Consider the following 13,165-nt stretch of genomic DNA (forward strand, 5'->3'; position numbering starts at 1 on the left):
CCTGGAGGCCCCGTGCTCGGCAAGCTCCTTTTCCGTTATCTCCTGCGCTACCGATGGCTCCTCGCCGGCGTGCTGGTGTTCCAGTTCGCCGCAGCCCTGGCCGCTCTCTACCTTCCGTCCCTCAACGCCGACATCATCGATGAGGGAGTCGCCAACGGCGACACCGGCTTCATCGTCCGCACGGGGCTCGCGATGCTCGCGGTCTCGTTCGGCCAGATCGTCGCCTCGATCATCGCCACCGCGTGCGCCGCCCGCTCGGCGATGGGTGCCGGCCGCGACATCCGCCGCGACGTGTTCACCAAGGTGAGCTCGTTCTCCGAGCGCGAGGTGTCGCAGTTCGGCTCCGGATCCCTCATCACCCGCAACACGAACGACGTGCAGCAGATCCAGATGCTCGCGATGATGGGCGCCACGATGCTCGTGCAGGCGCCGATGCTCGCGATCGGCGGCATCATCATGGCGATCCGCCAGGACGTCGGCCTCAGCTGGATCATCGGCGTCGCCGTGCCGGTGCTGCTCGTTGTCGCCGGCCTCATCATCTCCCGCATGGTGCCGCTGTTTCGCAGCATGCAGGCGAAGCTCGACGGCGTGAACCGCATCCTGCGCGAGCAGCTCACCGGCGTGCGGGTCGTGCGGGCGTTCGTCCGCGAGGACATCGAGGAGGAGCGCTTCCGCGAGGCGAACGACGGGATCACCCTCGTCGGCCGCAAGGTCGGGTCGCTGTTCGTGCTGCTGTTCCCGCTCGTGATGCTCGTGCTGAACGTCACGGTCGTGGGAGTGGTGTGGTTCGGCGCGTTCGAGGTGAACGACGGCAACACCGAGATCGGCACCCTGTTCGCCTTCATGCAGTACGTCGGTCAGATCCTCGGCGGCGTGATGATGGCGACGTTCATGACGATCATGATCCCGCGCGCGGCCGTGTCGGCCGACCGCGTGGGCGAGGTCCTGGCGGTCGACAGCTCGCTGAAGCGCCCCGCGCAGCCGGTCACGACGATGCCGAGCCCCGGCTCGGTGGAGCTCGAGAACGTGTCGTTCACGTACCCCGGCGCCGACGAGCCCGTCATCGACGGAGTGAGCTTCCGCGCCGCACCGGGCGAGACCGTGGCGATCATCGGGTCGACCGGCGCCGGCAAGACGACGCTCGTCAACCTGATCCCGCGCCTGTTCGACGCGACCTCCGGCACCGTGCGGGTGCACGGCGTCGACGTGCGCGAGGCCGACCTCGAGACGCTGTGGAACGGCATCGGGCTCGTGCCGCAGCGGCCGTTCCTGTTCACGGGCACGATCGCCTCGAACCTCCGGTTCGGGCGCGAGGAGGCCACGGACGAGGAGCTGTGGGAGGCGCTCGAGATCGCGCAGGCGGCAGACTTCGTGCGCGAGAAGCCGAAGGGGCTGGACGAGCCGATCGTGCAGGGCGGCACCAACGTGTCGGGCGGTCAGCGCCAGCGCCTCGCGATCGCGCGGGCGATCGTGAGCCGGCCGGACATCCTCGTGTTCGACGACTCGTTCTCTGCGCTCGACCTCACCACCGACGCCCGTCTGCGGCAGGCGCTGTGGCGTGAGCTTCCGCACATCACCAAGATCGTCGTGGCGCAGCGCGTCTCGACGATCACCGACGCCGACCGCATCCTCGTGCTCGAGGACGGCCGCGTGGCGGGCATCGGCACCCATCAGGAGCTGTTCGAGAGCAGCGAGACATACCGCGAGATCGTCGACTCGCAGCTGGGGGCGAAGGCATGAGCGCCGTGACCGACCGCACGCCGGACGAGGCGGCAGACGACGAGCAGGCCCGCGTCGAGGCCGAGCTCGCCGAGAAGGCGCGGCAGGACGGCGGCGGATGGGATGCCCCGCCGCCCGGCAAGCCGAAGGATCTCGGGCGCAGCTTCGCCCGGTTCATCGGACTGCTGGGGCCGTACAAGTGGGTCTTCGGCCTGGTGATGCTGCTCGGCGCCGTCGGCGTCGTGCTGTCGATCATCGCGCCGCGGGTGCTCGGCGAGGCGACGAACATCGTGTTCGAGGGCGTCATGTCGCTGACGGTGGGATCGCAGTTCCCCGCCGGCACGACGCAGGAGCAGGTCGTCGAGGCGCTGCGCGCCGCGGGGCAGGCCGACCTCGCCAACACGATCGCGGCGATGCACCACTTCGAGGTCGGCGCCGGCATCGACTTCATGGCGCTGCGCGGCGTCATCGTGTGGGTGCTCGCCCTGTACGTCGTCTCCTCGCTGCTGCAGTGGGTGCAGGGCCACGTGATCAACGTGATCATGGTCCGCACCATGTGGCGCGTGCGCGAGCGCGTCGAGGCGAAGATCAACCGCCTTCCCCTGTCGTACTTCGACAAGGTGCAGCGCGGCGACCTGATCTCGCGCGTCACGAACGACATCGACAACATGACGAACACCCTGCAGCAGTCGCTGTCGGGCGCGGTCACGTCGATCCTCACCGTGGTCGGCGTGCTGATCATGATGTTCACGATCTCCTGGCAGCTGGCGCTCGTCGCCCTCGTCGCGCTGCCGCTGATGGGCGTCATCTTCGGCGTCATCGGCCCGCGCTCGCAGAAGGCGTTCCAGCTTCAGTGGGCGAAGGTCGGCCGCCTCAACGCGCGCGTCGAGGAGGCGTTCTCCGGCCACGCCCTGGTGAAGGTCTACGGCCGCGAGAAGGCCAACGAGCAGGCGTTCGACGCGGAGAACGACGAGCTGTTCGACGCGGCGTTCCGGGCGCAGTTCTTCTCGGGCCTGATGATGCCGGGCGTGCAGTTCATCGGATCGCTCACCTATGCCGGCATCGCCGTGCTCGGCGGCGTGATGGTGGCGAGCGGGCAGCTGCGCATCGGCGACGTGCAGGCGTTCGTGCAGTACTCGCAGCAGTTCACCCAGCCCCTCATGGAGCTCGGCGGCATGACCAGCGCGGTCATGTCGGGAACCGCGTCGGCCGAGCGGGTGTTCGAGCTGCTCGATGAGGACGAGCAGGATCCGGATGCCGAGGACGCGCCGACCGCGCCCGACGGGCGCGGCGTGATCGAGTTCCGCAACGTCTCGTTCTCGTACACGCCGGAGCAGCCGCTGATCCGCGACCTGTCGTTCCGGGTCGAGCCGGGGCAGACGGTCGCGATCGTCGGCCCGACCGGTGCCGGCAAGACGACGCTCGTGAACCTCATCATGCGGTTCTACGAGCTCGACGGCGGTCAGATCCTGCTCGACGGGCAGGACATCTCGAAGATGACAAGGCACGACGTGCGCGAGCGCGCCGGCATGGTGCTGCAGGACCCGTGGCTGTTCTCGGGCACGATCCGCGAGAACATCCGCTACGGCCGCCAGTCGGCGACGGACGACGAGGTGATGGAGGCCGCGAAGGCGACCTACGTCGACCGCTTCGTCCACACCCTGCCGGAGGGCTACGACACGGTGCTCGAGGAGGACGCGGCGAACGTGTCGGCGGGCGAGCGCCAGCTGATCACGATCGCGCGCGCGTTCGTCTCCCGGCCGAGCGTGCTCATCCTGGACGAGGCGACGAGCTCGGTCGACACCCGCACCGAGCAGCTGCTGCAGCACGCGATGGCGGCGCTGCGTCAGGGGCGCACCTCGTTTGTGATCGCGCACCGTCTGTCGACGATCCGCGACGCCGACCTCATCCTGGTGATGGAGCACGGCGACATCGTCGAGCAGGGAACGCACGACGAGCTGATCGGCCGCGAGGGCGCCTACTGGCGCCTGTACCAGTCGCAGTTCGAGCACGCCGCGGTCGACCTCGACGCCGTCGAGGCGCAGGAGGTCTCCACGGCGACGGGCGCGGTCGACGTCCCGGCCGCCGCCGGTGCGCCCGCCGACGCGGCTTCCGTCGGTCCCGACACGGCCTGACGCCGCACAGCGAGGGGGCGACTCCGGATGGAGTCGCCCCTTCGTCGTTCCGGTCCTACTGGAGCCCGAACAGCTCCAGAGGGTGGGTGAGGCGCCAGATCAGGTCGGGGCCGGCGATGTCGCCCTCGAGCGCGAGCGGGATGCTCGTCGAGTCGAACGGGCCCGTGGCGGTGAACTCGCCCACGTTGGCACCGTCGGCGAGGCCGACCTCGATGTCGTACTCCGACTCGATCGCGGGAAGACCGCCGTCCCACAGGATGACCGAGGCGTCCCGGGTCGTGACGACCTCGGCGCTCTCGCCCCACTCGGTCGTGACGGTCGCGATCGTGGTGCCGGCCGTGACCGACGGGCTCGTCTGCAGCGACTGCTCCGCCTGATCCAGCAGCGTGCGGCTCACGACCTCGCGGCCCTCCTCATCCGGCTGCCCGAGCACGGCCGCGTAGACGCGCACCGTGGTCTGGCCGAGGGTGATGTCCTTCGCGGTGAGCAGGTTCCACTGCTCCTGCCAGCCGTCCAGAAGCGTGCCGGTCTTGATGCCGGCGACGCCCGGCTCGCCGAGCAGGGGGTTCGTGTTCTCGACCTTGCCCGCGCCGGGGAGATCGATCTCGGGCATGGCGACGATGTCGGCGATGATCGGATCGGCCATCGCCGCGCTCGCGAGCTTGATCAGCGCCGCGGGGGTGGCGGTGTTCTCGGGGTCGATGCCGCTCGGATCCACCATCGTGATCCCGGAGAGCCCGTGCGCCTCGAGCCACTCCGGCACGGCCAGCACGAACGCGTCCTTCGAGCCCCACAGCTCGGTCGTGAGCCGGTCGACGTAGTTGTTGGCGGAGCCGACAAGGATGCCCTCGAGCAGCTGGCGCTCGGTGAGCGTGCCGTCGATCGGCACATCCAGCGCTGACTCGTTCTGGTACCGGTACTGCCAGTAGAGCTGGCTGTCCTCGGCCGTGAACGAGTAGGACGGGCCGTCCTCGCCGACGCCGAGCGGCGCCTTCTCGAGGATCATCATCGCGGTGACGAGCTTCGTGATGCTCGCCATGGGAGCTGCCGCCTCACCCGAGGCGGCGACGGTGCCGAGGCCTTCGGCGCCGAGGGCGGCCGAGCCGTCGACGGGCCACGTCACGCCCAGCGGCTTGCCCGCGGCGGGCTGCACGGTCGCCTCGGCCACGGTGGGCTCCACCGCGCCGAGCGGCCACAGCGCGCAGCCGGCGACGTAGGCGATCGCCAGCGCGCCCGCCGTCAGCAGCGGCGCGGCCACCGATGCGCGGCGGCCGTCGCGCACGGGCGGCAGCAGGTCGGCGGTGGCGGGAACGTGCGGCGAGGTGCTGAGGGCCGCCGGCGCGGGGCGCGCCGCGATCGCGGCCGGATCGACCCACGCGAGCGCGGCGGTCGTCAGCGCGACCGGCTCGGGCCGTGGCGCGGGGGATCCGGATGCCTTCGGGGCCGGGTTCTCGAGGCCGAGCGCCTCGATCACGATCGCCGTCTCGCGGCGCGCGCGACGTCCGCCGGGCATGGGCTGGGGCTGCGGGTCGAGCTCGTCGGCCGACACCGCCCGCCGGATCGCGCGCTTCTCGAGCTCGATCAGCCCGGCGACATCGAGCGCCTGGGTCGCGCCGAGGGCGTCATCCGGTGCTGCCGGCTCGCGGCGCGCGGTCGCATCGTCGGCGGTCTCCGCGGCGCGCGTGGGCGCCGCGTCGCCTGCGGCGCTCGCATCGAGCGCGCCGCGCGGGGGGAGTTCGTCGGGGGCCACCCGATTACGGTACCTGCGGATGCCCGGGAGTTGCCGGAGATCCGCTGGTCAGCGAGCGCGCCGCGCTGGTCATAGAATCTCCACCAACACCACGGGAGTCCGGCGAGCCGGGCTGAGAGGAAGCGAACCGCGCTTCGACCGTCGAACCTGACCCGGATCATGCCGGCGCAGGGAGGAGAGAGATGAACACGTCCACGTCTGCGTCCATCACCAAGGACACCACAAAGCCGTCGGGCCGCCGCACCTGGCGCGTCGTCGACATCGTCGTCGCCAGCGTCATCGGCGTCGCCGCCGGTGTCGTCTTCTGGCTGTGGGGCCTCGCCTGGCCGGGCCTCGACAGCCTGCTCGCCTTCACCCCGGGGCTCTCGGGCCTCCTCGCCGGCGGCTGGCTCTTCGCCGGCGTGCTCGGCGGGCTGGTCATCCGCAAGCCCGGCGCCGCCCTCTTCACCGAGGTCGTCGCGGCCGTGGTGTCGATGGCTCTCGGCACCCAGTGGGCCTTCCTGACCTTCGTCTGGGGCCTCGTCCAGGGTGTCGCGGCCGAGCTCGGCTTCGCGCTGCTGCTCTACGCCAACTGGCGCCTGCTGGGTGCGCTCACCTCGGGTGCGCTCGCCGGCGTCGCGGTCGCCGTGCTCGACACGAACTTCTCCTCGGTCGCCGCGCTGGCGTTCGAGGCGCGCGCGGTCTACTTCGTGTCCGCGATCGTGTCGGGCGTCGTCATCGCCGGTCTGCTGTCGTGGGTGATCGTCCGGGCCCTCGCCGCGACCGGCGCGCTCGATCGCTTCGCGGCGGGGCGGGAAGCCCGCGCTGTCGGATCCGACGCCGCGTGACCGCACGTGACGTCACCCCCGCCCGCGTGGAGGCGCGCGGCTGGGGGTGGCGGCACGCGGGGCGCTCGCGCTGGGCGCTGCGCGGGGTGGATCTGCGGATCGAGCCGGGGGAGCGCGTCCTTCTGCTCGGGGCGAGCGGATCCGGGAAGTCCACGCTGCTCCGCGGCCTCGCCGGCGTGCTCGGCGACGAGGAGGACGGCGAGAGCACCGGCGCGCTGACGATCGACGGCCTCGCTGCGGCGGAGGCCCGCGGGCGGGCAGGGCTTGTGCTGCAGGATCCCGACGCCCAGGTTGTGCTCGCGCGCGTCGGCGACGACGTCGCCTTCGGGTGCGAGAACCTCGGCGTCCCGCGCGACGAGATCTGGCGGCGGGTTCCGGCCGCGCTCGAGGCTGTCGGGCTCTACGTGGCGCTCGACCGGTCGACGACCGCGCTCTCCGGCGGCCAGAAGCAGCGCCTCGCGCTCGCCGGGGCCCTCGCGATGCGGCCCGGGCTGCTGCTTCTCGACGAGCCGACCGCGAATCTTGATCCGGATGGCGTGACCGAGGTGCGCGACGCGGTCGTGCGCTCGGTCGCGGCCACGGGCGCGACGCTTGTGGTGGTGGAGCACCGCGTCGACGCCTGGGCGCCGCACGTCGACCGAGCCATCGTGCTCGGCGCGGGCGGCGAGGTCGTCGCCGACGGGCGGCCGGACGACGTCTTCCGCGGGCACGCCGCATCCCTCACAGAGGCGGGGGTGTGGGTTCCGGGCGTCACGCCGCGCGTTCCGCGCACCCCGGTGGCCGGCGAGGCGGAGGACCTGCTGACCCTCGACGACCTCGCCGTAGGCCGCCGCCCGTTCGGTGCGCGCGAGGCCGTCGTCGCCGCGTCCGGCGTCGGCGCCACCGTCCGCAGCGGCAGACTGCTCGCGATCACCGGGCCCAACGGCGCCGGAAAGTCGACGCTCGCGCTCACGCTTGCGGGCCTGCTCGAGCCGGCGGCGGGCGAGGTCGCGGCCACCGCCGCGCTGGCGGGATCCGGGGATCCCGGGGCCCGCCGACGACGCGGGCGGCAGCCGTCGGCGGGCGACTCGCCGCACGCCTGGTCGTCGCGCGACCTGCTGACGCGGATCGGGATGGTGTTCCAGTCGCCCGAGCATCAGCTGCTCACCGCGACCGTCCGCGACGAGCTCGCCGTCGGCCCGCGCGCGCTGGGCCTGGACGACGCTGCCGTCGCCGCGCGCATCGAGCCGCTGCTCGAGCGCCTCGGGCTCGCGCGGCTCGCCGCGGTGAACCCGTTCACGCTCTCGGGCGGCGAGAAGCGTCGGCTCACGGTCGCCGCGATGCTGGCGACCCGGCCGCGGATGCTGGTGCTCGACGAGCCGACCTACGGGCAGGACGCGCGCACCTGGCGCGAGCTCGCGTCGCTGCTGGACGACGTCCGCGCGAGCGGGGCCGCGGTGGTGTGCGTGACGCATGACCGTCCCCTCGTCGATGCGCTGGCGGACGACATCCTGTCGCTCGCGGCACCCGCGCAGAGCGGGGCGGTGTCGTGAGCCTGGTCGCCATCGACGCCCGGCACAGTCCGCTCGCGCGCGTGAACGCGCTGGCGAAGCTCGCCGCCACGCTCGTGCTCGGCGTCGCGCTCATCCTGTCCATCGACTGGGTCTCGGCGGGTGTCTCCCTCGCGCTGACCGCGATCCTGCTGCCGTTCGCGCGCCTGCCGTGGCGGCAGCTGTGGCCGCGGATGTGGCCGATCCTGCTCGCGGCGGCGATCGCGGCGGCCGCGACCGTGCTCTACGGTCGCCCCGACGGGCAGATGCATGTCGAGTGGGGTCTGCTGCGGATCAGCGACGGGTCGATCGCGCTCGCCCTCGCCATCCTGCTGCGCGTGATGGCGATCGCGCTGCCGAGCGTTGTGCTGTTCGCGACGACGGATCCGACGGATCTCGCGGATGCGCTCGCGCAGCTCGCCCGCCTTCCCTCGCGGTTCGTGCTGGGGGCGCTCGCGGGGCTGCGGCTCGTCGGGCTGCTGATCGACGACTGGCGCGAGCTCGGTCACGCCCGCCGGGCGCGCGGCGTCGCCGACACCGGGCGGCTGCGCCGCCTCGCGGGGCAGACCTTCGCGCTGTTCGTGCTCGCCATCCGGCGCGGCACCAAGCTCGCCACGGCGATGGAGGCCCGCGGCTTCGGCGCCCCGGGCCAGCGCACCTGGGCGCGCCAGTCCCGACTCAGTCCGGCGGATGCGGTCCTCGTCGTGATCGCCGTCGTGATCGCGGGCGCCGCGATCGCCACCTCGATGTGGGCCGGCACCTGGACCTGGATCCTCGGCCTCTAGCCCATCGCTTGTTCGTTGAGCGAGCGAAGCGCCCGGAACCACCGGCACGGAGTCAGCGAGGCGGAGGGGGTCTCGGTCGTCGGGAGGGGGTGAGCGAGGAACGAGCGAGCCGGGCCCCCGCTGACGGACGAGAACCCCCGCAGCTGAGCGGATGCCGCCCACGGCGGCAGCAGCCGAGCGGATGCCGCGACCCCTGGGGGCGCGTCCGGTGCGTTTCGACTCCTCGCTGCGCTCGTCGCTCAACGAGCGAGGGGACGCGGCGTCAGCGAGGCGACTCAGCGAGGCGGAGGGGGTCTCGGTCGTCGGGAGGGGGTGAGCGAGGAACGAGCGATCCGGGCCCCCGCTGGCGAACGAGATCCCCCGCAGCTGAGCGGATGCCACCCACGACGGCAGCAGCCGAGCGGATGCCGCGACCCCCGGGGTGACTCCGGGGCGTTTCGACTCCTCGCTGCGCTCGTCGCTCAACGAGCGAGGGGACGCGGAGTCAGCGAGGCGACTCAGCGAGGCGGAGGGGGTCTCGGTCGTCGGGAGGGGGTGAGCGAGGAACGAGCGAGCCGGGCCCCCGCTGACGGGCGAGATCCCCCGCACCCGAGCGGATGGCACTCACGGCCCTGCAGGCTCAGCCCAACTCCCGCACAAGCCGCAGGCGGAACAGCCGCACCTGCCTGCCCGAGTCGCGCTCGTAGGTGCGGTAGCCGGGCCACTGGCGCTCGATCCGCTTCCACGCGGCCTCGCGGGCGCCCGGATCCGTGTCGATCCGCTCGGCGACGACGGCGTAGCGGCGCCCGCGGACGGTGATCTGTGCCTCCGGGTGCGCGATGAGGTTGTGGGTCCAGGCGGGGTGGCGCCCGCGCGCGAAGTTCGTGCCGGCGACGATGGCGCATCCGCTGCCGTCGGGCGTGTACATCAGTTCGCTCGCGCGGAGCTCGCCCGTGCGGGCGCCGACCGAGTGGAGCGTGAGCGAGGGGACGAGCAGGCCCGAGACCTGTGCGCGTCCGCCGGTGAGAGCGCGCACGACCCGCTCGGCGACGGGAAGCAGGATGGGCCCGGCCCGGCGGAACAGGCGCGTGCGGGTGAGGGGCGCCAGCGCCGCCCGCACCACGTGCACAACTCGCGACATGCCTTGATCCTGCCCCCGGATCAGGTCGCGTTCCAGAGGGCGCGGTAGTACGTCGTGCGGAGCGGATCCGGATCGATGCCGTACGCCTCGAGGAACAGGTCGTCCCACCCGGGGCCGTAGTTCCATTCGAGGCTCATCGTCGCGACCGCGATGTCCGCCCATCGGTCGGCGACGCCGAGCGAGCCGAAGTCGACGTGGGCGGTCCAGCGGCCGTCCTCGCCGAGCAGCGTGTTCGGCGCGCACGCGTCGCCGTGGCACACCACGAGCCGGTCGGTCGGCGGCGGATCGCGCAGCTCGTCGGGCAGGAGGATCCCGCGCCCGGCGGCGCGGGACGCCCGCAGGGGCACCGACCAGTCGAACGGGCAGTCGTCGACGGGCAGCGCGTCGTGCAGCGCGCGCAGCCCCTTGGCGATCGCCCGCACGGCCACCTCGGGCCGGGCTACCCAGCGCGGGGCAACGGCCGACGCGCCTGCGAGAGCCTCGGTGACGAGCCACTCCTCGGCCTCGGTCTCGCCGTGCGCGAGCACGCGCGGCACCGGCGTGAACGGCGCCGCCCAGCGAAGCCGCTCGGCCTCCTCAGCCATCGACGCCTCGCCGTGCCGCGGCCCGTGCTTGATGTACGTGCCGCCGGCCCGCCAGGTCACCCCGCCCAGCTGGTTGCGCCAGACGGGCGCGAGCTCGGCGCCGCCCGCCAGCGCCCGCACGCGCGATGGCGCCTCGATCGCCTCGAGCGGGATGGCGCCGAGCGGGGAAGGTGTGGACATGCGCCCATCCTGCCCGCTCCCTGCGGCCTCGACTCGCTTCGCTCGCTCGGCCCGTTTCGACTCGCTCCGCTCGCTCAACGACCGAACGGTGTCAGCCGCCGAAGGCCTTCACGATCGCCTGCACCGCCTGGTAGACGCCGAGCACGATGAACAGCAGCGCGGTGATGCCGAGCGCGACGTTCAGGTACCACTTGTTGCGATACTCGTGCGGCACGCGGTCTGTGTTCAGGATCGGCAGCAGCGTGATCGCGAGGAACGGCATGAACAGCGCCCCGAGGAAGCCGTACAGCAGGATCAGGAAGATCGGCTGGTCGAGCAGGAGCAGCAGCATCGGCGGGAACGTCAGCCACACGAGGTAGACCTTGAACCACTTGCCGCCGGCCTGCGAGTCGGGGTGCGCCGATCCCTTCCCGGTGACATTGCCCATGAAGTCGGCGAACATCAGCGAGACGCCGTTCCACACGCCGAGCACCGACGAGAAGCCCGCGGCCCAGAACCCGACGAGGAACCACACGCCGATGAAGTCGCCGTACCGCTCGCGCAGCACGCCGTCGAGCGCGAGCAGGCTCTGGTCGCCGCCCTCGAGGGTGACACCCGCCGCGCGGACCACCTCCGCACCGACGATGAGCATCGAGATCACGAAGATGCCGGTCATGATGTACGCGACGGTGTTGTCGATCCGCATCACGCGCAGGAACTTCGGCTTGTCCCAGCCCTTCTCGCGCAGCCAGTAGCCGTACGCGGCGAGGGTGATGGTGCCGCCGACGCCACCCGCGAGGGCGAGGGTGTTGAACACGCCGCCCTCGGGCATCATCGGCACGAGGCCGGAGATCGTCTCCAGGAAGTTCGGTGCCGCGATGACGGCGAGGATCACGATGGTGACGAACATCAGCCCGACGAGCACGGCGGTGATCCGCTCGAAGACCTTGTACTTGCTGAACCAGATCATCGCGAAGCCGAGGAGGCCGGTGAGGACGGCCCAGACCCAGGTCTGGGCGCCGAAGCTCCCCTCGGGGAACAGCGCAGCGATCGGCAGTGCGGTCGAGCTCATCGCCGATGCGCCGTAGACGAAGCCCCAGATCACGATGTAGGGAGCGAAGTACCAGACGGGCCAGCGGCCGAGCGAGCGCCAGCCCTCGAAGATCGTCCTGCCCGTCGCGACCGTGTAGCGTCCGGCACCCTCCACGAGCACGATCTTCAGGATGACGCCGACGACCACCGCCCACAGCAGCATGTAGCCGTAGTTCGATCCGGCCACCAGCGTCGCGACCATGTCGGCCGATCCGACGCCCGTCGCGGCCACCACGAGGCCGGGGCCGATCACCCGCCAGCGGGGCGTGTCGGTTGTGTCGTCGGGTGTCGTCTGCGTGCTCATGGCACTCCTCACCTCATCGTGCGGACAGGGTTCCTGGACACATCCTTTCGCGGCGCGCGGGCGCAGAAGCGCGACGCGCCGGGGAAGTGGGCAGAAGTGCCCGCGGAGGACCGCTGGGTCAGGGAGTGACCGCGAGCGCGGCGACGTCCGCCGGATCGGCCGCGTCGGGCGCGTTCACGCACACCGTGTCGGCGAGCCCGGCGAAGCGGGCGCGCAGGCCCTCGCGCACCTCGCCGGGCGTGCCGGCGACGGCGAACGCGTCGAGCATGTCGTCGTCGACGAGCGCGGCCATCTCGCGCCACTCGCCGCGGCGGGACGCGTCGTGCAGTCGGTCGGCGGTCTCGTCCCAGCCGTGCAGCTCCATCACGGGGCGGTATGCGGGCGTTGACGCGTAGAACGCGATCTGCTGCCGCACCGCGGCCTCCTGCTTCGCGCGCGCGGCGGCATCCGACGCGACGATCACGAACGGCAGCGCGATCAGCTTCACCGGCTCGGTGAGCGCCGAGCGGGTGCGGCCCTTCGCGAGCGCCGGCACGCTGACCTCGGCGAGGTATTCGCGCGTGGTGAAGGCGTGCGCCACGAACCCGTCGGCCGCCTCGCCGGCGAGGCGGGTCATCGCGGCACCGACGCCCGCGAGCCAGATCGGCGGGTTGCCGTGCGGGTTGGGGCCGGGGTCGAACACCGGCGACATCAGCGTGTGCTGGTAGTGCTCGCCGCGCACCTGGAGCCGCTCGCCGGTCTCCCACGCGTGCCAGATGGCGCGCAGGGCGGCGATGAACTCGCGCATGCGCGGCACGGGCGCCGACCACGGCATCGAGAAGCGCTTCTCGATGTGCGCCTGCACCTGCGACCCGAGGCCCAGGGCGAAGCGCCCCTCGGCCGCGAGGTGCACGTCGTTCGCCGCCATCGCCACGGTCATCGGGTTGCGGGCGAACGCCACGGCGATCGCTGTCGATACCCGGATGTCGCGTCCCGCGCGCTTCGCCTCGCGCGCCGCGAGGGCGCAGCCGATGAACGGGTCGTGCTGCGTCTCGGTCAGCTGCAGGCCGCTGAAGCCCGCCTCCGCCGCGAACCGCGCCGCCTTCTCCGCGCCGTCGGGGCTCGCGTCGCGCGTGCCGATCTCGATGTGGAACTCCGTCGTCTCACTCACCCGGCCATTCT

Annotated in this window: 10 protein-coding genes and 1 riboswitch; of the genes, 5 read left to right on the top strand and 5 right to left on the bottom strand. The window is 72.0% G+C overall.

Annotation, left to right across the window (positions count from 1 at the left end; translation table 11 throughout):
• Positions 1 to 12 precede the first annotated feature (12 nt).
• Both ABD161_RS01460 and ABD161_RS01465 read left to right on the top strand, forming a co-directional pair.
• Positions 13 to 1,740 (top strand): ABC transporter ATP-binding protein, encoded by a 1,728-nt coding sequence (locus ABD161_RS01460; RefSeq protein ID WP_343998990.1) that lies wholly within the window; start codon positions 13 to 15, stop codon positions 1,738 to 1,740.
• A complete protein-coding gene (locus tag ABD161_RS01465; RefSeq protein ID WP_343998992.1) occupies positions 1,737 to 3,854 on the top strand; it encodes an ABC transporter ATP-binding protein in 2,118 nt (705 codons plus the stop codon). The genes ABD161_RS01460 and ABD161_RS01465 overlap by 4 nt, the downstream gene beginning before the upstream one ends.
• 55 nt (positions 3,855 to 3,909) lie before the next feature.
• Here ABD161_RS01465 and ABD161_RS01470 read toward each other — a convergent pair whose 3' ends face one another.
• Positions 3,910 to 5,604: a D-alanyl-D-alanine carboxypeptidase gene (locus tag ABD161_RS01470; RefSeq protein WP_135114437.1), complete on the bottom strand. Its 1,695-nt coding sequence runs from the start codon at positions 5,602 to 5,604 to the stop codon at positions 3,910 to 3,912.
• A gap of 81 nt (positions 5,605 to 5,685) precedes the next feature.
• Positions 5,686 to 5,795, top strand: a riboswitch (TPP riboswitch).
• On the opposite strand from ABD161_RS01470, the gene ABD161_RS01475 reads away from it, so the two are divergent.
• The 3 genes from ABD161_RS01475 to ABD161_RS01485 all read left to right on the top strand — a co-directional run bounded on the left by ABD161_RS01475 (position 5,787) and on the right by ABD161_RS01485 (position 8,745).
• Positions 5,787 to 6,431, top strand: coding sequence for an ECF transporter S component (locus ABD161_RS01475; RefSeq protein ID WP_343998995.1), 645 nt, complete (start codon positions 5,787 to 5,789; stop codon positions 6,429 to 6,431). It overlaps the preceding riboswitch by 9 nt.
• Positions 6,428 to 7,963, top strand: a complete 1,536-nt coding sequence (locus ABD161_RS01480) for an ABC transporter ATP-binding protein (RefSeq protein ID WP_343998997.1) — start codon at positions 6,428 to 6,430, stop codon at positions 7,961 to 7,963. The genes ABD161_RS01475 and ABD161_RS01480 overlap by 4 nt, the downstream gene beginning before the upstream one ends.
• Positions 7,960 to 8,745: an energy-coupling factor transporter transmembrane component T family protein gene (locus ABD161_RS01485; RefSeq protein ID WP_343998999.1), complete on the top strand. Its 786-nt coding sequence runs from the start codon at positions 7,960 to 7,962 to the stop codon at positions 8,743 to 8,745. Before ABD161_RS01480 ends, ABD161_RS01485 begins: the two co-directional genes overlap by 4 nt.
• Before the next feature lie 619 nt (positions 8,746 to 9,364).
• On the opposite strand, the gene ABD161_RS01490 is transcribed toward ABD161_RS01485, so the two are convergent.
• The 4 genes from ABD161_RS01490 to ABD161_RS01505 form a co-directional block, all read right to left on the bottom strand.
• A complete protein-coding gene (locus ABD161_RS01490) occupies positions 9,365 to 9,865 on the bottom strand; it encodes a nitroreductase family deazaflavin-dependent oxidoreductase (protein ID WP_343999001.1) in 501 nt (166 codons plus the stop codon).
• Between the two features lie 20 nt (positions 9,866 to 9,885).
• Positions 9,886 to 10,629, bottom strand: a complete 744-nt coding sequence (locus ABD161_RS01495; protein WP_343999003.1) for a phosphotransferase — start codon at positions 10,627 to 10,629, stop codon at positions 9,886 to 9,888.
• Positions 10,630 to 10,720: 91 nt separating this feature from the next.
• Positions 10,721 to 12,004, bottom strand: a complete 1,284-nt coding sequence (locus ABD161_RS01500) for an Nramp family divalent metal transporter (protein ID WP_343999005.1) — start codon at positions 12,002 to 12,004, stop codon at positions 10,721 to 10,723.
• A 118-nt stretch (positions 12,005 to 12,122) separates the two neighbouring features.
• The gene (locus ABD161_RS01505) at positions 12,123 to 13,154 is read right to left on the bottom strand and encodes a TIGR03617 family F420-dependent LLM class oxidoreductase (protein ID WP_343999007.1); all 1,032 of its coding nucleotides are present in this window, start codon (positions 13,152 to 13,154) and stop codon (positions 12,123 to 12,125) included.
• Positions 13,155 to 13,165: the final 11 nt, after the last annotated feature.

This window comes from Microbacterium paludicola (assembly GCF_039529675.1).
GTDB classification, from domain to species: domain Bacteria; phylum Actinomycetota; class Actinomycetes; order Actinomycetales; family Microbacteriaceae; genus Microbacterium; species Microbacterium paludicola.

Coding starts and splice junctions, on each gene's coding strand:
- ABD161_RS01465 (WP_343998992.1), top strand. CDS start 1,737: ATGAGCGCCGTGACCGACCGCACGCCGGACGAGGCGGCAGACGACGAG.
- ABD161_RS01495 (WP_343999003.1), bottom strand. CDS start 10,629: ATGTCCACACCTTCCCCGCTCGGCGCCATCCCGCTCGAGGCGATCGAG.
- ABD161_RS01475 (WP_343998995.1), top strand. CDS start 5,787: ATGAACACGTCCACGTCTGCGTCCATCACCAAGGACACCACAAAGCCG.
- ABD161_RS01500 (WP_343999005.1), bottom strand. CDS start 12,004: ATGAGCACGCAGACGACACCCGACGACACAACCGACACGCCCCGCTGG.
- ABD161_RS01490 (WP_343999001.1), bottom strand. CDS start 9,865: ATGTCGCGAGTTGTGCACGTGGTGCGGGCGGCGCTGGCGCCCCTCACC.